This is a genomic window from Desulfocurvibacter africanus subsp. africanus DSM 2603, from assembly GCF_000422545.1.
GTDB classification, from domain to species: domain Bacteria; phylum Desulfobacterota; class Desulfovibrionia; order Desulfovibrionales; family Desulfovibrionaceae; genus Desulfocurvibacter; species Desulfocurvibacter africanus.
Map to the genome: position 1 here is coordinate 1 of NZ_AULZ01000013.1, position 21,485 is coordinate 21,485.

Below are 21,485 nucleotides of genomic sequence, written 5' to 3' on the forward strand. Positions count from 1 at the left end.
TACATTCTGTCCAAGGAAGAGGGCGGCCGTCATACGCCGTTCTTCTCCGGATATCGTCCGCAGTTCTATTTCCGCACCACGGACATCACCGGTGTGGTGACCCTGGCCGAGGGCGTGGAGATGGTCATGCCCGGCGACAATGCCACGTTCATGGTCGAGCTGATCGCCCCCATCGCCATGGAGAAGGGCCTGCGCTTCGCCATCCGCGAGGGCGGACGCACCGTGGGCGCCGGCGTTGTCTCCGAAATCACGGAGTAAATACAGATGCGAATCAATATTCAGTTGCAATGCACCGAGTGCAAGCGTCGCAACTACGCTACAATGAAGAACAAGAAAAACACTTCCGAGCGACTTGAGCTGAACAAGTACTGCCCGTGGGACCGTAAGCACACGGCGCACAAGGAAGTGAAGTAAGCATTTGGTTGATCCGCCTGGGGCTCTTGGCCCCAGGCGCAATCTGATAGGCCAGTAGCTCTAACGGTAGAGCACCGGACTCCAAATCCGGGGGTTGGGGGTTCAAATCCCTCCTGGCCTGCCACAAATTTGGGATGGCCATGGCTAAGCAGACAAAGACGACCACCGAAGAGACCAAAAAGACTGTCCAGCCTGGCAAGACCCAGGTTGCAGCGAAGCCGGAAGCCAATACCATTGGTACTCGCGTTTCTGAGTTGCGCGAGTTCTTCGAGCAGTCCAAGGGTGAGCTCAAGAAAGTGGTTTGGCCTACCCGCAAGGAGGTCACTGCGACCACTATTGCGGTGCTCGTCGTGGTCGCACTCATGGGCATTTTCCTGGGAGTGGTAGATTCCCTGCTATCCAAACTGATTCAGGTAGTCCTGTCCTAGGTGTATGCATGAGTGAAACCAACGATACTAAAGCACGCTGGTACATCGTGCACACCTACTCGGGATTCGAGCATCGTGTGGAGCAGACCATCCGCGAAATGATGCGCACCGGGCAGGAGCAGGGACTCATCAAGGAAGTGGTGGTGCCCACGGAGAAGGTCATTGAGCTGGTCAAGGGCGAAAAGCGTACGAGTACGCGTAAGTTCTATCCCGGCTATATCATGGTTCAAATGATCATGACGGACTTCTCTTGGCATCTTGTACAGACCATCCCCAGAGTCACGGGTTTTGTGGGAGGTAAGAACCGACCCACGCCTATGCGCGACAGCGAAGCCCAGAAAATTTTGACGATGATGGAACAGCGGCAGGAAAAACCCAGGCCAAAGTTCCACTTCGAACGCGGCGACGAAGTCAGGGTTATTGACGGCCCTTTCAGCGGCTTCAACGGCTCTGTCGAGGAAGTCAATTACGACAAGGGCAAGCTCAAGGTCTCGGTATCCATTTTTGGGCGCCAGACCCCCGTTGAGCTCGATTTCGTCCAGGTGAGCAAGAGCTAGTGGCTACAAGCAACGGCAAGCGTTGAGGTTTAAAAGACAATGGCCAAGAAAATCACTGGCAAAGTCAAATTGCAGATTCCGGCCGGCGCGGCGAATCCGTCGCCACCGGTAGGCCCGGCCCTGGGCCAGCAAGGTGTGAACATCATGGAGTTCTGCAAGGCATTCAACGCCAAGACGCAGGACCAGAAGGGCATGATTATTCCGGTCATCATCACCGTCTATGCTGACCGGTCATTCTCCTTCATCACCAAGACGCCGCCGGCTAGCGTGCTCGTCATGAAAGCCGCCAAGCTGGAGAAGGGTTCCGGTGAACCCAACCGCAACAAGGTTGGCAAAGTCACCATGGACCAGGTCCGCGAGATTGCTAAGCTGAAGTTGCCGGACCTGACGGCCAAGGATCTGGACGCTGCCGTCCGCTCCATCATGGGTACCGCCCGCAGCATGGGCATAGATGTCGTGTAGGAGAGGATCCAAAGATGCCCAAGCATGGTAAAAAGTTTCGTAAGGCAATTGAAGGACTCGATATTCTCGAGCAGCGCTTTTCGGTTGAAGAGGCCGTAAAGCATGCCGTCGAGAGGGCCTACGCCAAGTTTGATGAGACTGTGGATATTTCCTTCAATCTCGGCGTGAATCCCAAATACTCCGACCAGATGGTGCGCGGCGCTGTCTCGCTGCCGAACGGTCTGGGCAAGACTGTGCGCATCGCCGTGTTCTGCCAGGGCGAGAAGCAGGCCGAAGCCAAGGCCGCCGGTGCCGACTTCGTTGGCGCCGAGGACCTGATCGAGAAGATTCAGGGCGGTTGGCTCGAATTTGACAAAGCCATCGCGACGCCTGATATGATGGCTCAGGTCGGTAAAATCGGCCGCGTGCTGGGTCCCCGCGGACTCATGCCCAATGCCAAGACCGGTACGGTTACCTTTGACCTCGCCAAGGCGGTCTCGGAGCAGATGGCCGGTAAGGTTGAGTTCAAGGTTGACAAGGCCGGCGTGCTGCATGCCCCTCTGGGCAAGGTTTCCTTTGGGCCCGGCAAGATTTTGGAAAACCTCAAGGCGATCGCCGATCAGATCCTGCGCCTCAAGCCCTCCACGGCTAAAGGCACGTATATCAAGGGCATGGCTGTAAGCACGACCATGGGACCTGGCTTCAGGATCGACTCGGTCGAAGCTCGCAAGTTTGTCGAGGGTTAGGTAAAGGCGGGCTAGGCTTTTTAGCTTAGTCTTGATTATAATATATAGAATACCCATGGGATAGTGAGTCCAAGACCGCTGGCGGGCGAAGGCCCTTAATCTCCCGCGGTAGACTGATTGGCTCCTCTCCCGCCCGGTTAACCTCCTAATCCAGGAGAGACACGTGAACAGGTCGGAAAAAGCGCAGATTATCGACCAGATCAAGGCGAGAGCCGACCGGGCGAGCATTTGTGTGGTCACGGACTTCAAGGGCATCAAGGTTGAAGAGATCACCGAGCTTCGCGTTAAGCTGCGCGAATCAGGCGTGGACTACGCCGTGGTCAAGAACACCTTGGCTCGCATTGCCACTTCCAGCGGCATGCACAAGCCCCTTGGGGAACGCCTCAAGGAGAACAACGCCATAGCTTTCGGGTTTGACGATCCGGTTGTCGTGGCTAAGACCCTGGTTGAGTACGCCAAGGTCAACAAGAAGTTCTCCGTGCGTTTCGCCAGCTTGGAAGGCAAGCTTCTGACCGAAGCCCAAGTCCAGGATCTGGCCAAGCTCCCCGGCAAGCAGCAACTGCTCGGCATGGTCCTTGGCACCATGAACGCCGTGCCCACCAACTTTGTCTCGCTGTTGGCCAACGTGCCCCGCGGCCTGCTCAATGTCCTGACCGCGCTCAAGGACAAGAAGGCCGAGGCAGCCTAAACAAGCGTAACACATTCGAGAGGAGTATCCCAAATGGCTGATATCACCAAAGAGCAAGTAGTCGATTTCATCGCCGGCATGACCGTGCTCGAGCTGTCCCAGTTCATCAAGGAGCTCGAGGAGAAGTTCGGCGTGTCCGCCGCGGCCCCGATGGCCATGGCTGCCATGCCCGCGGCCGCTCCCGCCGAGGCAGTCGAGGAGAAGACCGAGTTCGACGTTATCCTCAAGGGTGCCGGCAGCAACAAGATCGCCGTCATCAAGGTCGTGCGCGCTCTCACCGGTCTTGGCCTCAAGGAAGCCAAGGACAAGGTTGACGGCACTCCTTCCGCCATCAAGGAAGGCGTGTCCAAGGATGACGCCCAGGCTGCAAAGAAGCAGCTTGAAGAGGCTGGCGCTGAAGTCGAAGTCAAGTAGATTACTACTTCTTTCCTTTAGACGGGAAGAGCGCAGGGCTCCGCAGGGAGTCTTGCGCTCTTTTACCCGTTTTGAGAAGCCTTGCGCTGAGCAGTGCTCAAGGTTGTCTTAATCTAGTCTCGCTCTTTGTGGACCGATCGTGTAGGATTTTAGAGGAAGGTCACACCCTTGACCATGAACACTTCGATGTCCACACTCACAACGTCCGCACATTGCAATTTGTGCGACGTCTTCCCAGGAGCATACAACCGCGCCGATACCTCCGAAATCATCGGCGTGTCAACAATATCGGGCATACTCCCAGTTAACCGAAACTAGGTTGATGAGGATACCATGGGCCAACTTGCCAAACAGTTCGGGAAAATAAGCTACGCGTTATCCATACCACATTTGCTGAACTTGCAGATTGATTCTTACATGCAGTTCCTGCAGATGGATGTCCCGCCGGCAAGCCGGGAGGACTACGGCCTGGAGGGCGTCTTCCGCTCGGTGTTCCCCATCGAGGACTTTAACAAGACCGCCAGCCTCGATTACGTAAGCTATGAGATCGGCGAACCCAAGTTCGATCAGGTCGAGTGCATCTCCAAGGGCCTGACCTACGAAGCGCCCATACGCATCAAGGTCCGCCTGGTGGTCTATGACGTGGACGAGGAGTCCGGCAACCGGACCATCCGCGACATCAAGGAACAGGATATTTATTTCGGCACAATCCCGTTGATGACCGAGAAGGGCACCTTCATCATTAATGGAACCGAGCGTGTCATCGTCAACCAGCTCCAGCGGTCGCCCGGCATCATCTTCGAGCACGATTCCGGCAAGACACACTCCAGCAAGCGCGTGCTGTACTCCTGCCGTGTCATCCCCATGCGCGGCAGTTGGCTGGATTTCGATTACGACCACAAGGACATCCTGTACGTGCGCATCGACCGTCGCCGGAAGATGCCCGCGACCATACTGTTCAAGGCCATGGGCCTTACCAAGCAGGATATCCTGGACTACTTCTACGAGCGCGAGACTTACCGTCTGGACGGCGAACGGGTATTCTTGCAATTCGATCCCAAATCCTACCGCAAGGACAACGCCTTTGCCGACATAGTGGACGCAAAGGGCGAGGTCATCGCCAAGGCTGGCAAGCCCATCACCAAGCGCCATTGGCGCCTGATAGGCGAGGCCGGGATCAAGGAATTCGAGATCGATCCCAACTTGCTGTTCGGCCTTTTCCTGGCCACGGATATCGTGGATACCGAGACTGGTGAGGTCATCGGCGAGGCCGGCGAGGAAATCCATCTCGATATGCTTGAGAACCTGCGCCGCTCGTCCCTGAGCACCTTCCAGGCTCTGTACACCCGCGGCGCGGATGTCTCTTCGTCCCTGCGCGACACGCTCATGCTGGACAAGACCGACAACCTTGAGCAGGCTCAGGTTGAGATCTATCGTCGCCTTCGCCCCAGTTCTCCGCCGACCCCCGAGATCGCGGCCAGCTTCTTCGAGAATCTGTTCCGCAACGCGGACTACTACGATCTGTCTCCCGTGGGCCGCTACAAGCTCAATGCGCGTCTGAGCCTGGACAGGCCTCTGGACGAGCGTACTTTGTCCAACGAGGATATCCTGAGCGCCATCAAGCAGCTCGCCTTCCTCAAGGACACGCATGGCCCGGCCGACGATATCGACCACCTGGGCAACCGTCGCGTCAGGCCCGTTGGCGAGCTGGTGGAAAACCAGTACCGCATCGGCTTGGTGCGCATGGAGCGGGCGATCAAGGAGCGCATGAGCCTGCAAGAGGTCGCCACGCTCATGCCGCACGACCTTATCAATCCCAAGCCTGTGGCAGCCGTGCTCAAGGAGTTCTTCGGAACCTCGCAGCTGTCCCAGTTCATGGATCAGACCAATCCACTGTCCGAGGTGACCCACAAGCGCAGGCTTTCGGCTCTCGGACCCGGCGGTCTGACCCGCGAGCGCGCCGGCTTCGAGGTGCGCGACGTGCACACCTCGCACTACGGACGCATTTGCCCCATCGAGACGCCGGAAGGACCGAACATCGGTCTTATCGTCTCGCTGACCACACTCTCTCGGGTCAATGATTACGGTTTCATCGAGACGCCTTACCGCGTTATCAGGAACGCCCAGGTCACGGACGAGATCCATTATCTGGATGCCTCCCGCGAGGCCGATCATGTCATTGCTCAGGCCAACGCGCCGCTGGACGAGAGCCGCTCTTTCGCGGAACCGCTGGTTACTGCGCGTATCAAGGGTGACGTGTTCATGGCCCCGCGTGAAGACATCACGCTCATGGACATCTCGCCTGGCCAGATCGTGTCCATCTCCGCTGCGTTGATTCCTTTCCTGGAGCACGACGACGCCAACCGCGCGCTCATGGGCTCCAACATGCAGCGTCAGGCCGTGCCGCTCATCAGCACCGAAAAGCCGCTGGTCGGCACGGGCATGGAAGGCACCGTGGCCCGCGACTCAGGCGCCTGCCTGCTGGCCGAGCACGATGGCGTCGTGTCCTATGCCGATGCCGACCGCGTGGTCGTGGTCTATGACGGAGAGGTCTTCCCCGAATCCGGTGGCGTGCGCTCCTACGAGTTGCAGAAGTATCATAAGTCCAACCAGAACTCGTCCTTCGGCCAGAAGCCGCGGGTCCATCCCGGCCAAGTGGTCAAGAAGGGCGCAGTGCTCGCTGACGGACCTGGCATCCAGGACGGCGACTTGGCCCTGGGCAAGAACCTGCTCGTGGCCTTCATGCCCTGGTGCGGTTACAACTACGAGGACTCCATCCTGATCTCCGAGCGTGTGGTCAAGGAGGATGTGTTCACCTCCGTGCACATTGAGGAGTTCGAGCTGGTGGCCCGCGATACCAAGCTGGGACCTGAAGAGGTCACTCGCGACATTCCCAACGTCGGCGAGGAGATGCTCAGAAACCTCGACGAGTCGGGCATCATCCGCATCGGCGCCAAGATCGCGCCCGATGATATCCTGGTGGGAAAGATCACACCCAAGGGTGAGACGCAGTTGACCCCGGAAGAGAAGCTCTTGCGCGCCATCTTCGGCGACAAGGCCCGCGACGTGAAGAACACTTCCCTCAAGGTTCCGCCTGGAATCGAGGGCACGATCATCGACGTTAAGGTTTTCAACCGCCGCTCCAGCGACAAGGATGAGCGCACCAAGCTCATCGAGGATTACGAGCTGCATAAGCTCGACCGTATGGAGACTCAGCATATTCAGGGCCTCAACGAAGCCACGATCCGGCGTATATGGGGCGTGGCGGAAAATAATCGCGTTAACCAGACCATCATGGGCAAGAAGAAGGGCGAAGTGCTCCTGGAGGAGAACAAGTCCCTGACCATGGAAGTCCTGGAGCAGTTGCCGCTCAAGAAGCTGGCCGGCATGTTCGTCAGCCGCGACACCAACGAGTCCGTGAAGCAGATCCTTGACGACTACGAGCGTCAGGTGCGCTTCATTCGCAATGTCTACGAGCGCAAGAAGACCAAGGTCACCGAGGGTGACGATCTGCCTCCGGGCGTGATCAAGATGGTCAAGGTTTACATCGCCGTTAAGCGTAAGTTGAGTGTGGGCGACAAGATGGCCGGCCGTCACGGTAACAAGGGCGTTGTTTCCAACATCCTTCCCGCGGAGGATATGCCCTTCTTCGCCGACGGCACCCCCATGGACATCGTGCTCAACCCGCTTGGCGTGCCTTCGCGCATGAACATCGGCCAGATCATGGAAACGCACCTTGGCTGGGCCGCCAAGGAACTCGGCAAGCAGCTTGCGGAGTTGGTTGATTCCGGCGCGGCCGACGAGGTTCTGCGTCAACAGGCCAAGGAGATCTTCACGGACATGGGCGAGCTTATCGACGCCATGGACTCCGAAGAACTCAAGGCCAGCCTGCAAGAGATTCGCAACGGCTTCGTATGCAAGACACCGGTCTTCGATGGAGCCAGCGAGGATGACATATGGGGCCTGCTCAAGAAAGCCGGCCTGCCCGATGACGGAAAGAGCGTGCTTTTCGACGGCCGCACCGGTGATATGCTGCACAACAGGGTTACCGTGGGCGTCATGTACATGCTCAAGCTGCACCACTTGGTGGATGAAAAGATTCACGCCCGCTCAACGGGCCCATACTCTCTGGTGACGCAGCAGCCCCTTGGCGGCAAGGCCCAGTTTGGCGGCCAGCGGCTTGGCGAAATGGAAGTCTGGGCTCTGGAGGCTTACGGCGCGGCCAACCTCCTGCAGGAGTTCCTGACGGTCAAGTCCGACGATGTCACCGGGCGCGTCAAGATGTACGAGAAGATCGTCAAGGGAGAGAACTTCCTGGAATCGGGCCTGCCCGAGTCCTTCAACGTCCTGGTCAAGGAACTCATGTCTCTGGGCCTCGACGTGACGCTCATCCCCGAGGAGCGCAAAAGAGTCGGCAAGAACCGGGCTCCTGAAAGGTAGCCATGGCTTGCGGACAAGGCTCCTTGGCATGATTCGCAACCTTGATAGTGCGAGGGTTTAAATATGACGTTGGATGATCTGTTCGCATTCCGCCAGACCTCGGCCACGAGCATTCCCGCCCAGGGAATAAAGGCCATGAAGATCTCCATCGCGTCGCCCGAGAAGATCCGCGAGTGGTCCTTTGGCGAGGTGAAGAAGCCGGAGACCATCAACTACCGGACATTCAAGCCGGAGCGCGATGGCCTCTTCTGCGCCAAGATCTTTGGGCCGGTGAAGGACTACGAGTGCAATTGCGGCAAGTACAAGCGCATGAAGCACCGTGGCATCGTTTGCGAGAAGTGCGGCGTTGAGGTCATCGCATCCAAGGTGCGGCGCGAGCGCATGGGCCACATCGAGTTGGCCGCGCCCGTGGCGCACATCTGGTTCCTCAAGACCTTGCCCTCCAAGATCGGCACCCTGCTCGATATGACCATGGCCGATCTTGAGAAGGTGCTTTACTTTGATTCATATGTAGTCATGGATCCTCGGGATACGAACCTGTCCAAGTATCAGGTCATTTCCGAGGACCAGTACCTTCAGGTCATCGACCACTACGGCGAGGAAGCCATCAGCGTGGGCATGGGCGCCGAGGCCGTGCGCGCTCTGCTGGAAGAGCTGGACCTGGAGAAGATGCGAGTTGAACTGCGCGAAGAGTCGCAGACCACCAAGTCGCAGACCAAAAAGAAGAAGCTGACCAAGCGGCTCAAGATCGTGGAGGCGTTCAGCGATTCGGGCAACAAGCCCGAGTGGATGATCATGGAAGTCGTTCCGGTCATCCCGCCCGAACTGCGGCCCCTGGTGCCGCTGGACGGCGGCCGCTTCGCCACCTCCGACCTGAACGATTTGTACCGCAGGGTTATCAACCGTAACAACCGCCTGAAAAGGCTGCTGGAGCTGGGCGCGCCGGATATCATCATCCGCAACGAGAAGCGCATGCTCCAGGAGGCGGTGGACGCCCTGTTCGACAACGGCCGCCGCGGCCGGGCCATCACCGGCACCAACGGCCGCCCGCTCAAGTCCCTGTCGGACATGATCAAGGGTAAGCAGGGCCGCTTCCGCCAGAACCTGCTCGGCAAGCGCGTGGACTACTCCGGCCGTTCGGTCATCGTGGTGGGCCCCAAGCTCAAGCTGCATCAGTGCGGCTTGCCCAAGAAGATGGCCCTGGAGCTGTTCAAGCCCTTCATCTACTCCAAGCTTGAGGAGCGGGGCTACGCCTCGACCATCAAGAGCGCGAAGAAGATGGTCGAGCGCGAAGAGCTGGTGGTCTGGGACATCCTGGAAGAGGTCGTGCGCGAGTATCCCATCATGCTCAACCGCGCGCCGACCCTGCACCGCTTGGGCATCCAGTCCTTCGAGCCGCTGCTGGTCGAGGGCAAGGCCATCCGTCTGCACCCGCTGGTCTGCTCGGCGTACAACGCCGACTTCGACGGTGACCAGATGGCCGTGCACGTTCCGCTGTCCGTGGAGGCGCAGATCGAGTGCCGCGTGCTTATGATGAGCACCAACAACATTCTCTCGCCCTCCAACGGTTCGCCCATCATCAACCCGAGCCAGGACATAGTGCTCGGTCTGTATTACCTGACCGTGGAGCGCTCCTTCAGCAGGGGCGAGGGAAAGATCTTCGCCGATCAGATGGAGGTCATCGCGGCTGTCGATAACGAAGTCGTGGACCTGCACTCGCGCATCAAGGTGCGTATCGACGGCAAGCTGCACGACACCACGCCTGGCCGCGTGATCGTGAGCGAGATCCTACCCGCGGAGATGACCTTCGAGATGGGCAACGTGGTGCTCAACAAGAAGAACATCGCCCGTCTGGTCAGCGAGGCTTACCGCACCTCCGGCATCAAGGCCACGGTCATCCTCTGCGACCGCCTCAAGGACATGGGTTACGAGTACGCGACTCGCGCCGGCGTGACCATCGGCGTCAAGGACCTGAGCATCCCGGCGAAGAAAGCTCCGCTGTTGCAGGCCTCCCATGATGAGGTGGATGATATCGAGCGCCAGTACCAGGAAGGCATCATCACGCGTACTGAGAAGTACAACAAGGTGGTGGACGTCTGGACCAAGTGCACCAACGATGTGGCCAAGGAGATGATGAGAGAGATCTCCATCGACATCCTGGTGGACCCCAAGACCGGGAAGAAGGAAGCCAACTCCAGCTTCAACCCGATCTATATGATGGTAACCTCGGGCGCCCGAGGTAACCAGGACCAGATGCGCCAGCTTGCCGGCATGCGCGGCCTCATGGCCAAGCCTTCGGGCGAGATTATCGAGACGCCCATCACGAGCTGTTTCCGCGAGGGCCTCTCGGTTCTGCAGTACTTCAACTCCACGCACGGCGCGCGAAAGGGCTTGGCCGATACGGCGCTCAAGACCGCGAACTCCGGCTACCTGACCCGTCGTCTGGTGGATGTCGTGCAGGATGTCATCATCAGTGAGATAGACTGCGGCACAGTCGACGGCCTGGAGGTCTCGCACCTCATCAAGGGCGGCGACATCAAGCAGAAGCTGTCGGAGCGCGTGCTTGGCCGCGTGACCATGTTTGACATCTACGATGACGAAAAGGGCGAGTTGATCATTCCCGCCAACACGGTCATCGACGAGCAGGTGGCCCTGAAGATCGACGATGCCGCGCTCAACTCCATGACCATCCGCTCGGGTCTGACCTGCGCCAGCAGCCATGGCGTGTGCGCCATGTGCTACGGCCGCGACCTGGCCCGCGGACGTCTGGTCAACGTTGGTGAAACTGTCGGAATCATCGCCGCCCAGTCCATCGGCGAGCCCGGCACGCAGTTGACCATGCGTACGTTCCACATCGGCGGCACGGCAAGCCGCGAAATCGAGCGTTCCAGCGTCGAGTCCGGCCATAACGGCCGTGCCGTGCTGCACCGCGTGAAGACGGTCAAGAACGCCGAGGGCAACTGGATGGTGCTCAACAAGAGCGGCCAGCTGTCAATCGTGGACGAGCAGGGCCGCGAGCGTGAGAAGTACCTGTTGCCTTCCGGCGCCAAGCTGTTCGTGGAGTCCGAGTCGCTGATCAAGAAGGGCCAGATGCTGGCCGAGTGGGACCCTTTCAACGAACCCTTCGTGTCCGACGTCGAGGGCACGGTGCGCTTCTCGGATATCGTGGAAGGCAAGACCTACCAAGAGAAGATGGACGAGGCCACCAAGCGCACTACGCAGACCATCATCGAGTACCGCTCCACCAACTTCAAGCCCGCGATCTCCATCGTGGACGAAGAGGGCAGGGTCAAGGTGCGGCCCGATAGCATGGTCAACGCCACCTTCCAGTTGCCGGTGGGCGCTATCATCATGATCCGCGACGGCGACTTCGTGAAGGCCGGCGACATCATAGCGCGCAAGCCCCGCGAAACGTCGAAGACCAAGGACATCGTGGGTGGTCTCCCGCGCGTGGCCGAGCTGTTCGAAGTTCGCAAGCCCAAGGATCTGGCCGTGGTCTCGGAGATCGACGGCGTGGTTTCCTTCGGTCCGGACACCAAGGGCAAACGCAAGATCATCGTCACGCCCGAGACCGGCGACTCCAAGGAATACCTCATCCCCAAGGGCAAGCACATCACCGTGAGCGAGGGCGACTTCGTGGAATCGGGCGAGCTGCTTACCGAGGGCTATCCCGAACTGCACGACATCCTCAAGATCAAGGGTGAGAAGGTTCTGGCCCGCTACCTGGTGGAAGAGATCCAGGACGTGTACCGCTTCCAGGGCGTGAGCATCGACGACAAGCACATCGAGATCATCGTGCGCCAGATGCTCAAGAAGGTCAGTGTCACCGATCCGGGCGACACGACATTCCTGGCCGGCGAGCAGGTGGACAAGCACAAGTTCATGGAGGAGAACCAGCAGTGCATCGCTGACGGCCGCAAGGCCGCCGTGGCCGAGCCTCTGGTGCTGGGCATCACCCAGGCCTCCTTGACCACCGACTCGTTCATCTCCGCGGCCTCCTTCCAGGAGACCACCAAGGTGCTTACCGAGGCGTCGCTCCAGGGCAAGGAGGACGCACTGCGCGGCCTCAAGGAAAACGTCATCGTGGGTCGGCTCATCCCGGCCGGCACCGGATACCGGCGCTACATGGAGGCCGAGATCGATGTGCCCGACCAGGCCGAGCGTCCCGACAAGTTCCTGGAGGAACTGGACGAACCCCTGGGTGTGGCGGATCGCGAATAGCCGGTCCGTACTCCATATCAAGCAAGCATGCAGGGTCGCCTTCGGGCGGCCCTGCTTTTTTATGGCGGCTTTGGGGTGCTCCGAGCGGGAACGGCGAGGGTTACTCAAGGTATAGAGCATTTTGCTTTTTAAAAATGCTCTGCAAGCCATGCGTCGGCATGGCTTGCCGCCGCATAGGCGTAGGCGCAATTCACTTGCGCCGTCAACGCCGGAGCGGGCGTCTTAAAAGCGATCTGCTCTAGGAAAACGAAAGAAGGGCTTGCGGCTCAAACCGCAAGCCCTTTCATTATCAGGAGGCTGGTGACGGCGGGACTACTCGCCGGTCGGCACAGGGGCGATCCGCTTGGATCGCAGACGCATATAGATGAAACAGGCTGCGGCCAAGCCCATGAGCAGGACCACGACAATATCGACCTGGTGTGAGTAGCGCTGCACAATGCCCCAGTGTTCGCGCAGCAGCATGCCGCACGCGAGCAGAAAGCCGTTCCAGAGCGTGGCGCCGACGACCGTGACGGCCATGAATGGCAATAGCTTCATGCGGCCGACGCCGGCAGGGATGGAAATGAGATGTCTGATCACAGGCACGAAGCGACTGGCGAACACGGCCCAGGTGCAGCAGCGGCGCTGAAAGAAGCGCTCGGTGATCTCCAGGTCGTGGGCATCGAGGAGCAGGAACCTGCCGAGCTTGAGCACCACGGGCTTCCCACCATAGTAGCCCATGAGGTAGGAGAGCAGCGAGCCAAGCAAGGAGCCGAGGCTTGTGACCGCGAGCGCAGGCCAGAGGCTCCATTGACCGTCAGCCACGAGGAAGCCCACGAAGGGCATGACCGCTTCGCTGGGCACGGGTGCGATCATGCTCTCCAAGGCCATGAGCAAGCCCGCTCCCAGGTATCCCGTCGCTTCCAGACACTGGACCGCGAACCGAGTGATTGTTTCCGTCAGCATCCCGTCTCCTTGCGGTGATCTTGGCGTCGGTGGTGTGCGCCGCGCGCCTCATGAATAGGCAATATCGAGTACAGAGTCCATGATCATTGCGGGCGCTAGAACTCGTAGCGCAGCCCGGCCAGAAACTCGCTGGCACGCAAATCGGTGCTTACAGTGTTACCGCGGACATTGTATTTGGCCGTGCCGAAGTTGGCGTAGCGCCAGCCGAGATCGAGCATCACGCGCGGATTAACTCGCAGGCCCACGCCAGCGCCGATGTTCCAAGCCAGGTCGGAGGATTCGTCATCGCCGCTGAAATTGGCATAATTGCCCGATACGCCGGCATCGATGTCATGGAACGCCGAACCCAGGCCGATGCCTACGTATGGCTGCCATATGGTGCTGGTGCGGAAGTCATAGTAGGCGTTCAGGAAAAGCGTGCTCACCCCGATGTCCGCGTCTACATTGGTGGTTCCATTGCCGTAGGAATAATCGAAGTCGCTGCGTCCCATGTACTCCAATTCAAGGCGAATCGGTTGCCTGTAGGCAGGGTAGAAATCGTAGCCGCCAAGAACTCCAAGACCCAGCACGCCTTCATCGTCATCCGATCCTGACAGGATGTATCCGCGCCCGGCGGCGTCGATTTCCATGTCGTCGCTGAAGACAAAGGATGGTCCCAGTCGCAATCCGACATACGGCCCGCTCTTATGCACCCCTTGGGCGGTGGCTTGCTCAGCGCAGCAAATCAAAAGCAGCAAAATGGTAAGGCATGGCATCAGGCTTCGATTCACGACGTCTCTCCCTTGGAATTGTGATGTGCGCATAAGGTCGTCATGGCCGTAAACTACATGGCCACGACTGGCGACATGACGTTGAGCAAGATGCATGCACTTTGCGTAAAGCGTGGAATCTCTTGATTGGAACATGCATGGACAGGGAGTGTCTGCGCAAGGTTTGTACGTGTGAGACGAAAACGGCGCACTGAGGCACAGTCTCGTTTCACACCCAAAGTCAGATGAGGTGAAATGGACCTTGGCGTAGTGGACGGTCCGTCGAAAGCCCGGTTGCTTGGCCATATAAGAACATTGGCTCAGTACAGGGATATGGCTAGATCAGGGTGCTTGATAAAGAAAAAACCGGGAAAGGGCAGGTCCCTTTCCCGGTCAAGAAGCGAATAAGAGAAGCGGAGCGGAGTTAGAAGCGGTAGCCTACGCTGAGCGCATACATATGAGCGTGGCCGTTCTTGAATGTATTGCTGCTGCCAGCGACGTTCTCATCACTCTGTTCAGCCGTGGGGTTGAACTTTCGGTCGGTGATGTGCAGGTAGTTGTATGCTAGGTCCACGTCTAGATTCTCAGTGATATGGAAGCCGGTGCCTACGCCGAACATATGTCGGTCATTGGCTGGCACCATGTAGTCGGCATGACCATCGGGGATCGGGCTCTCGTCGAAGACATAGCTCGCGCGCAAGTCGAGCCACGCAAGCAGAGCGTATTCGGCGCTGAATTGAAAGCGCCAAACGTCGTCCCAATCCTTCTGGGATTCATAGGAATTAACAGCGGGATTTCCGCCAATAGCGGGCACAACTGCTTTGTCGTATTCTATCTTCAATTCATCATAGCTGGACCAGCGGGTGTAGATCGCATCAAATTCCAGGGAGAGTTTGTCCGTGGGGTACACGGCCACGCCGAATGTATATGAATCGGGAAGGGTGATTGTACCACTCGCATCGGTGTCATTGAACATGCTGCTATAGTATGCCGCAAGACCAAGAGGCGTTGCGCCTTTAGTGAAGTCAACTTCACCTTTTACCTCTTGCTTGACTTGGCTCCGATATGTGGCACCAAGGCGTAGCCAGTCTGCAGGAGTGATATGTATGCTCGCTACACCACCGTATCCCCAGCTGTCGCCGTCGAGCTGCGCGTCTACATCAGTAGCAAGGCTCGTGGTTCCCGCTACTACAGTAGGATCAACCTTCTTCTTCTGACTGAACTCAAACCACATGATCTCAGGGCCGGCGGCCACGGACAGCCAATCAGTCACCTTGACTGCCAGGGTCGGGCTCATGGACAGGCTCTGGATGTTCGCCTCGTACACGTTGTAGCGGCCGGCCCAGTTCTCGTCGTACTCGATGCCCAGGCCGTAACGGGAGTAGACACCGAAGCCTAGCCAAAAAGTATCATTCAACTGCTGCGTCGCGTAAAGATGGGGAGGCGTCCAGAATTTGCTTTCGGCATCGTATGTGGTCCCGTCGATCTCTACGCTCGCCTCGGGATTGATGGTCGTGAAGCCAGCCATGAAGCCCGTGCCTTCCAACTGCGTAATACCTGCAGGGTTGTAAGCCAGGGCCGAGGGATCATCGGCTCGACCCACCAGGCCGCCGCCGAGAGCGTTGCCACGAGCGCCGTATTCATACATGGCGAAGCCGGCGCCGTAGCCGGACGATGCGCCGAATAGTATTAGAGCCGCTGCAATGAGTGCAAGACGAAACGAATGCACGGGCACACCTCTTCCTGCGTTGAAGGGTAATACGAAGGCTGCACTATTTGTATCAAGGACTATTTGTGGTACGAAGGACTTCTCAGTACAGGACAACACATGAAAACGCCAGAGGAAATAACCTGCATATGGCGGAAATTGCTTTACATGACTAACTATTTAGCTAAAGTCAGGACAAAATCAGACAGGGTTTGCAAAAGCCGTCAAAGGCATGTACTGCTATGCATTCTAAAATCCGGCGTTGACGCCGAACCAAGTCCAGCCAGCTGGAGCAGGGCGTGCAATGGCTGATTCAGCCAAGGCTCGGCTAATAGCCTATACTCGTTGACCGGAAAAGTGTTTCGATCGTATACGCATACGCCATGCCGCCGGCTCTCGCCGGAGTGAGCAAAAACAGCAGTCGGCCGGCATTCGGGGAGTACATGGCGATTCAGGCAGCAATACTAGGTGCTCCGTTTGCTTTCGCAGGTAGACAGATCATCCTTGCCGTCAGGGAGCTCGGAGGGTGGGGCATCTTCACCGGGCTGGCGTTCTGGCATATCCTGTCCATGCCGTGGCAATTCAGGAAGATACTCGCGCAAGTGTACTTCATCGGCTCGCGCTCCATCTTCGTCATTGCGCTGGTCGGCATGTTCACGGGCATGGTGCTTGGGCTCCAGGGCTATTACACTCTGGTCAAGTTCGGCTCCGAGGGGGTGCTGGGAGCGCTCGTGGCCCTCTCGCTCATCCGCGAGCTCGGACCGGTGCTGACGGCCATAATGATCACGGCTCGCGCGGGATCGGCCATGGCCGCCGAGATCGGCATCATGCGCATCTCGGAGCAGATCGACGCCCTGGACACCATGGACATCAATCCCGTGCGCTTCATGGTCAGCCCCAAGATGGCGGCTTCGCTATTAAGCTTTCCCCTGCTCACGGCCTTGTTCAACGTGTTCGGCATCCTCGGCGGGTACATATCGGGCGTGGCGCTCCTGCACCTGAGTCACGGCGACTACTTCTATCGCATCGAGACGAACGTGGTCATGCAGGACGTCACCGGCGGCTTCGTCAAGTCGGTGTTTTTCGCCCTGCTGGTCTCGTCCATCTGCTGCTATCAGGGCTACTTCACCCATCTGCGCCAGGACGGATTCGGCGCTCGGGGCGTCAGCCAAGCCACAACCTCGGCCGTGGTCATCTCCTGCGTGGCCATCCTCGTCTGGGACTACGTACTCACATCATTTCTGCTGTGAGGGAGAGCGCGCATGGCTAGGGAACCATTGATCGAATTTCGGGGCGTGACCAAAGCCTTCGGGGAGCGTGTGATCCTCGACAAGGTCGACCTGTGCATTTACGAGAGACAGGTCACGACCATCATCGGCAAGTCCGGAGTGGGCAAGAGCGTGCTGCTCAAGCACATCATCGGCCTGCTCACGCCCGACGAAGGTGAAGTTCTCTTTCGCGGCAAGGCCCTGAGCGCCATGAGCGGCGAGGAACGCAGAGCCGTCAAGCGCCAATTCAGCTATATGTTCCAGCACAACGCGCTCTTCGACTCCATGACCAATTTCGAGAACATCGCCCTGCCGCTGCGAGAGAAGACTCGCATGAGCGAGACGGAGATCCGCGAGAAGGTCATGGCCAAGATGAGCCAGCTCGAACTGGCCGAGGTGCCGGACAAGTATCCATCGCAGATCTCGGGCGGCATGGCCAAGCGCGTGGCCCTGGCCAGGGCGCTCATCACCGATCCGGCCATCGTGCTCTTTGACGAGCCCACAACGGGCCTCGACCCCATCCGCAAGAACGCCGTGCTGTCCATGATCGCCCATTACCAGAAGCGCTTCGGCTTCACGGCCGTGCTGGTGAGCCACGACATCCCGGACGTATTTTACATCTCCAACCGCATAGCCATCCTCTATGAGCGCAAGTTCATCTTCGAGGGTTCGCCCCTGGATCTGGAGCAGCTCGATCATCCGGTGGTGGAGGAATTCGCCAACAGCTTGCAGTCCCTCAAGGACGAACTGACCGGCCTTGATACCCGCCGGCGTTTCGAGCGCCGCTATCTGCGCGGTTTTGCCGGCAGCAAATCCCAGGGCGCGATAATCGTCTTCCGCATTGAGAATCTCGGCTCCGTGGAAGAGCATGTGGGCCACATAGCGGCGCAGCATGTCATCCAGTCCCTTGCAAGCATCGTGGACCGAACGGTTGGAGGGGCAGGGTACTCCGCGCGTTTCAGCACGGATGAGATCCTCACGGTGCTGCCCGAGAACGGGGTGCGCGAGGCCGAAAACATTTGCAAAGAGGTCGGTCGCGAACTGAAGAAACTCGATGTGCTGCAGCACAAGAGTTATCCCCGAAACTGCTTCAACTTTTCCATCCATGCCGGGGTCGTTCCCGGCCGGCAGGGCGCCGACCTCAAGGAGCTTGCCGCCGGAGCCCTGGCTCGGCAGCGAGTGCTGGCCCAGCTTGAATGCCAAAACCCGGAGCGCAGGAGCGATATCGCGCAATGAAAAAGTACACCATGGAAACCTCCGTCGGCATCTTCGTGCTTATAGGGCTGCTATGCGTGGCCTATCTGACGATCAAGCTCGGCCGACTGGAGGTCTTCGGCGCTGACACCTATCTGCTCAAGGCCCGCTTCAGTTCCGTGGGCGGCCTGCGCCCCGGCGGCTCGGTGGAGATGGCCGGGGTCAAGGTCGGCAGCATCACCCGCATATACCTGGACCAGGAAACCTACATGGCCATGGTGGACATGCAGATTGAGAGAAGAATCAAGCTGTCCGAGGACACCATAGCCTCGATCAAGACCAGCGGGCTCATCGGCGACAAATACGTGGCTCTCTCGCCTGGAGGGCTGGACGAAAGCCTCGCGGAAGGCGATATTATCACAGAGACCGAGTCCGCCCTGGACATCGAGTCGCTGATAAGCAAATACGCCTTCGGCGACGTGGGTGGGAGCAAGGAAGAAAAATGAACGCTCAGAGGGGAGTGATGAGGAAGACTGTTTGCGCCTTGGTTGTGTTTCTACTTATTGGCATGGCCGGGGTTGCGTCCGCCGCGGAGCCGACGCAGGTCATCAGGAGCGCCGTGGATGAAATCCTTGTGATACTGCGCGACCCCAAGCTCAAGGCCCCAGACAGAGCCGACGAGCAGAGGCAGCGCATTGCCGCCGTGGCCGAGAAATTCATGGACAAGAAGCGCTTTGCGCAGATCACCCTGGGCCGCGATTGGCGCAAGCTCGATCCGAAGCAGCAGGAAGAGTTCACGGAACTCTACGCGGACCTGGTGGAGAAGACCTACATCGACCGCATCCGCGAGTATACCGACGAGAAAGTGCTCATAACCGGTGAAACCAAGGCGAACGACAACAAGGCCGAGGTCAGCACGGTGGTCGTGTCCAAGGGCAAGGAAATCCCCGTGGTCTATCGGATGTACAACGACGGAAGCAGATGGCGCACGTACGATGTGCTCGTGGAGGGCGTCAGTTTTGTCATGAACTATCGCAGCCAGTTCAATGACATTCTGGCCAAGGGCTCACCCGAGAGCTTGCTGCGGCAACTACGTCAGAAGGCGAGTTCCTGAAGCCGGAGGAAGCATGACCCTGATCCGTATGGCCATTGTCTGCGTGCTCGGTCTGGCTACCCTGTCGCACTCGCAGCAGGCCTTGGCTCTAACTGGAACAGGAGAGCCGCATCGGCCTGAACTGGGCATGACCATGGTGGCCCAGGCCACGGGAGGGGTTATACAGGGCGATACCGCCCGCCAGGAGCCCGGAGATGAATTCGAGGATGAATTCTCGGAATACTACGAAGCCGATGACTTAGCGCTGGCCCCGAGCGTGTCCGATCCCTTGGAGGGATTCAACCGGGCAATGTTCTGGTTCAATGACTACTTCTACTTCTATGCTGCCAAGCCCGTAGCGCGGACATGGGAAGCCGTGCTGCCCCAGCCGTTGCGCAGGGGCATTTCCAATGCCTTCTACAATCTGCGCTTTCCTATCCGTTTCGTAAACAGCTTGCTGCAGGGTAAGCCGGGACGAGCGGCCCAGGAAACCGGGCGCTTCCTGCTCAACTCGACTTTCGGCCTGGGTGGGTTGGTCAATGTGGCCAAGGGCGTGGATCTCGATCCGCCCGAAGAGGACCTGGGCCAGACCTTGGGTGTCTGGGGTATTGGCCAAGGCTTCTATTTGTACTTGCCATTTCTCGGACCCAGTTCGGCAAGGGATCTGGTCGGCGATACGGGCGACTACTTCCTTGACCCTCTGACCTGGCTGTTCTGGGACTTCGGTGACGAGGACAAGCAGCTCAAGAACTGGTCCGATTCCGAACGTCTGTGGGTGCCCCTGGCCATCAGGGCCGGCGATAACGTCAACGAACTGTCCTTCCGCCTTGGCGACTACGAGGCCCTCAAGAAGGCGTCCCTGGACCCTTACGCGGCCATCCGCGACATCTACATGCAGGCCCGTCAGAACCAAGTGAAGCAGTAGCCGGCGCATTCCGCAAATTCGAAGGCCCGCCCTCCGCAAGGAGTGCGGGCCTTTTCCATCTAAGAAGTCATCGATTAAAGTAGCTTGCGAATGAAATGAGGGTCCAGGGAAATTATTTCCCTGGCGGGAGTGGGTCTGGGAGAGGGCAGCGCCCTCACCCAGTTCAAGTGCAAAGTGCACTAATACCTGAGGAGAAGGATCAGGGCACAGGCGAGATGGGCAAACCCCCTGAAATTCTCGGCGTGGTATTCCCACCGTATGGTGATGCGTCTGAACGCCCAAGTAAGGCGGACAGACGCTCGATCTCCACCTGCGCCGGTGTGCTGGATCCAAAGAATGCCGGCAAGGACTTTGCGGTTTGGCTTCCAGGGCCTGCCTCGACCATCGGGACGTCGCTTGGGCTCAGGGATCAGGGGCTCAAGGACCGCCTACTTCTCGTCCGTCAGGTAATCATATTTGCTCATAAGGCAGAATAGGGCCTGAGCCGGGAATGAACAGGCCCTATTTATGGGATGGTTTCTAGCTATTTGCTTCAGCGCCTTTTATATGAAGCATAATCCAATCAAGCACGTCCTTTTCCAAAATTCCTACAGAATAGCAAGTCATGCCGCCCCCGACTCCCGGTTGAGTCTTTGAATTAAATGCGACCTCATAATCGGTTGCGATAGTTCTTTTGAATCTGGCTCGAATGGTTTTTCGACCTGTTATTGTATACTGTGCATTGACATCTACAAGCGTGCCACCTTCAACAGGTGTGCATATTATTCCGACTTTGATATTATAACCGTTTTCAACGGCCTCGGTGACAACCTTATTGGCTTCCATATCGATATATTTAAGCGAGTAGCGCTCGGCAGCAGCCTGAGAAGTGGAGGTCTTCAGACTGCTAAAGCGACCACCATATCCGGCCGTGCGGGAACCGCAATCAACATACTGCGCGATATCCGAAACGCCCACGCTGAATGACAGGAGTCCTTTATCGGCTCGCGTTTCATCAAGTACATAAAACCGCGATTGAGCATAGTTCCTGATCATTGAAAGGACTTTCGCCTGGTCAGCTTGAACAATAATACCGGACGCCACCTGTCGAGGTTGAGGCGGATTATAACTGTTCATTGTTTTATGAGAACAAGCGGAAAGTCCAATAAGTAGTATGTAGATAGTAAATAAAAATAGTTTCATTGTATTTTCCTCTCGTAAGCTTATGGGATTGGTGGATACTGCGTTATGTCCTTATATAGACGAAATTCATGA

The 21,485-nt window shown here is 58.0% G+C and carries 19 protein-coding genes and 1 tRNA gene; 16 read left to right on the top strand and 4 right to left on the bottom strand.

Annotation, left to right across the window (positions count from 1 at the left end):
- From H585_RS21315 to rpoC, 11 genes are all read left to right on the top strand, one after another.
- Positions 1-258 (top strand): EF-Tu C-terminal domain-related protein (locus H585_RS21315; protein ID WP_034627746.1); only part of this gene is annotated, 258 nt, incomplete at its 5' end.
- A gap of 6 nt (positions 259-264) precedes the next feature.
- Entirely contained in the window at positions 265-414 is a 150-nt protein-coding gene (rpmG, locus tag H585_RS0109875; RefSeq protein WP_014258448.1) for a 50S ribosomal protein L33, read from the top strand.
- 48 nt (positions 415-462) lie between these two features.
- A tRNA-Trp gene (locus H585_RS0109880) sits at positions 463-538 on the top strand.
- Between the two features lie 16 nt (positions 539-554).
- Positions 555-842 carry a preprotein translocase subunit SecE gene (secE, locus tag H585_RS0109885; protein ID WP_014258447.1) on the top strand — a complete coding sequence of 96 codons (288 nt, stop codon included), beginning with the start codon at positions 555-557 and terminating at the stop codon, positions 840-842.
- A gap of 8 nt (positions 843-850) precedes the next feature.
- On the top strand, positions 851-1,399 hold the full coding sequence (gene nusG / locus H585_RS0109890; protein ID WP_005982951.1) for a transcription termination/antitermination protein NusG: 549 nt from the start codon (positions 851-853) through the stop codon (positions 1,397-1,399).
- 39 nt (positions 1,400-1,438) lie between these two features.
- Positions 1,439-1,861: a 50S ribosomal protein L11 gene (gene rplK, locus H585_RS0109895; protein WP_005982949.1), complete on the top strand. Its 423-nt coding sequence runs from the start codon at positions 1,439-1,441 to the stop codon at positions 1,859-1,861.
- Positions 1,862-1,875: 14 nt separating this feature from the next.
- Positions 1,876-2,586: a 50S ribosomal protein L1 gene (gene rplA / locus H585_RS0109900; protein WP_005982946.1), complete on the top strand. Its 711-nt coding sequence runs from the start codon at positions 1,876-1,878 to the stop codon at positions 2,584-2,586.
- 163 nt (positions 2,587-2,749) lie between these two features.
- Positions 2,750-3,274 (top strand): 50S ribosomal protein L10, encoded by a 525-nt coding sequence (gene rplJ / locus H585_RS0109905; protein ID WP_014258446.1) that lies wholly within the window; start codon positions 2,750-2,752, stop codon positions 3,272-3,274.
- 33 nt (positions 3,275-3,307) lie between these two features.
- Positions 3,308-3,688, top strand: coding sequence for a 50S ribosomal protein L7/L12 (rplL, locus tag H585_RS0109910; protein WP_014258445.1), 381 nt, complete (start codon positions 3,308-3,310; stop codon positions 3,686-3,688).
- A gap of 333 nt (positions 3,689-4,021) precedes the next feature.
- The gene (rpoB, locus tag H585_RS0109920; protein ID WP_027367705.1) at positions 4,022-8,128 is read left to right on the top strand and encodes a DNA-directed RNA polymerase subunit beta; all 4,107 of its coding nucleotides are present in this window, start codon (positions 4,022-4,024) and stop codon (positions 8,126-8,128) included.
- Positions 8,129-8,191: 63 nt separating this feature from the next.
- A complete protein-coding gene (rpoC, locus tag H585_RS0109925; protein ID WP_014258443.1) occupies positions 8,192-12,349 on the top strand; it encodes a DNA-directed RNA polymerase subunit beta' in 4,158 nt (1,385 codons plus the stop codon).
- 312 nt (positions 12,350-12,661) lie between these two features.
- Here the strand turns inward: rpoC and H585_RS0109930 are convergent, their stop codons facing one another.
- The 3 genes from H585_RS0109930 to H585_RS0109940 form a co-directional block, all read right to left on the bottom strand.
- Positions 12,662-13,294: a DedA family protein gene (locus H585_RS0109930; protein WP_014258442.1), complete on the bottom strand. Its 633-nt coding sequence runs from the start codon at positions 13,292-13,294 to the stop codon at positions 12,662-12,664.
- A gap of 95 nt (positions 13,295-13,389) precedes the next feature.
- Positions 13,390-14,349, bottom strand: a complete 960-nt coding sequence (locus H585_RS0109935) for an outer membrane protein (protein WP_338042135.1) — start codon at positions 14,347-14,349, stop codon at positions 13,390-13,392.
- A gap of 118 nt (positions 14,350-14,467) precedes the next feature.
- A complete protein-coding gene (locus H585_RS0109940; RefSeq protein ID WP_244432519.1) occupies positions 14,468-15,778 on the bottom strand; it encodes an OmpP1/FadL family transporter in 1,311 nt (436 codons plus the stop codon).
- A gap of 416 nt (positions 15,779-16,194) precedes the next feature.
- Here H585_RS0109940 and H585_RS0109945 point away from each other — a divergent pair, with 416 nt between their 5' ends.
- Genes H585_RS0109945 through H585_RS0109965 form a run of 5 tightly spaced genes read left to right on the top strand, consistent with a single transcriptional unit; the run spans position 16,195 to position 20,231 of the window.
- Entirely contained in the window at positions 16,195-17,001 is an 807-nt protein-coding gene (locus H585_RS0109945; protein ID WP_027367708.1) for an MlaE family ABC transporter permease, read from the top strand.
- A 12-nt stretch (positions 17,002-17,013) separates the two neighbouring features.
- Positions 17,014-18,255: an ATP-binding cassette domain-containing protein gene (locus H585_RS0109950; protein ID WP_027367709.1), complete on the top strand. Its 1,242-nt coding sequence runs from the start codon at positions 17,014-17,016 to the stop codon at positions 18,253-18,255.
- On the top strand, positions 18,252-18,719 hold the full coding sequence (gene mlaD, locus H585_RS0109955) for an outer membrane lipid asymmetry maintenance protein MlaD (protein WP_005982924.1): 468 nt from the start codon (positions 18,252-18,254) through the stop codon (positions 18,717-18,719). Before H585_RS0109950 ends, mlaD begins: the two co-directional genes overlap by 4 nt.
- A 17-nt stretch (positions 18,720-18,736) precedes the next feature.
- Positions 18,737-19,327: a Tgt2/MlaC family protein gene (locus H585_RS0109960; RefSeq protein ID WP_027367710.1), complete on the top strand. Its 591-nt coding sequence runs from the start codon at positions 18,737-18,739 to the stop codon at positions 19,325-19,327.
- A gap of 13 nt (positions 19,328-19,340) precedes the next feature.
- Positions 19,341-20,231, top strand: coding sequence for an MlaA family lipoprotein (locus H585_RS0109965; protein ID WP_027367711.1), 891 nt, complete (start codon positions 19,341-19,343; stop codon positions 20,229-20,231).
- 519 nt (positions 20,232-20,750) lie between these two features.
- Here H585_RS0109965 and H585_RS0109975 read toward each other — a convergent pair.
- Complete coding sequence (locus H585_RS0109975) at positions 20,751-21,413, bottom strand: hypothetical protein (protein WP_027367713.1); 663 nt, start codon at positions 21,411-21,413, stop codon at positions 20,751-20,753.
- Positions 21,414-21,485: the final 72 nt, after the last annotated feature.

Coding starts and splice junctions, on each gene's coding strand:
- rpmG (WP_014258448.1), top strand. CDS start 265: ATGCGAATCAATATTCAGTTGCAATGCACCGAGTGCAAGCGTCGCAAC.
- secE (WP_014258447.1), top strand. CDS start 555: ATGGCTAAGCAGACAAAGACGACCACCGAAGAGACCAAAAAGACTGTC.
- nusG (WP_005982951.1), top strand. CDS start 851: ATGAGTGAAACCAACGATACTAAAGCACGCTGGTACATCGTGCACACC.
- rplK (WP_005982949.1), top strand. CDS start 1,439: ATGGCCAAGAAAATCACTGGCAAAGTCAAATTGCAGATTCCGGCCGGC.
- rplA (WP_005982946.1), top strand. CDS start 1,876: ATGCCCAAGCATGGTAAAAAGTTTCGTAAGGCAATTGAAGGACTCGAT.
- rplL (WP_014258445.1), top strand. CDS start 3,308: ATGGCTGATATCACCAAAGAGCAAGTAGTCGATTTCATCGCCGGCATG.
- rpoB (WP_027367705.1), top strand. CDS start 4,022: ATGGGCCAACTTGCCAAACAGTTCGGGAAAATAAGCTACGCGTTATCC.
- rpoC (WP_014258443.1), top strand. CDS start 8,192: ATGACGTTGGATGATCTGTTCGCATTCCGCCAGACCTCGGCCACGAGC.
- H585_RS0109930 (WP_014258442.1), bottom strand. CDS start 13,294: ATGCTGACGGAAACAATCACTCGGTTCGCGGTCCAGTGTCTGGAAGCG.
- H585_RS0109935 (WP_338042135.1), bottom strand. CDS start 14,349: ATGGCCAAGCAACCGGGCTTTCGACGGACCGTCCACTACGCCAAGGTC.
- H585_RS0109945 (WP_027367708.1), top strand. CDS start 16,195: ATGGCGATTCAGGCAGCAATACTAGGTGCTCCGTTTGCTTTCGCAGGT.
- H585_RS0109950 (WP_027367709.1), top strand. CDS start 17,014: ATGGCTAGGGAACCATTGATCGAATTTCGGGGCGTGACCAAAGCCTTC.
- mlaD (WP_005982924.1), top strand. CDS start 18,252: ATGAAAAAGTACACCATGGAAACCTCCGTCGGCATCTTCGTGCTTATA.
- H585_RS0109960 (WP_027367710.1), top strand. CDS start 18,737: ATGAGGAAGACTGTTTGCGCCTTGGTTGTGTTTCTACTTATTGGCATG.
- H585_RS0109965 (WP_027367711.1), top strand. CDS start 19,341: ATGACCCTGATCCGTATGGCCATTGTCTGCGTGCTCGGTCTGGCTACC.
- H585_RS0109975 (WP_027367713.1), bottom strand. CDS start 21,413: ATGAAACTATTTTTATTTACTATCTACATACTACTTATTGGACTTTCC.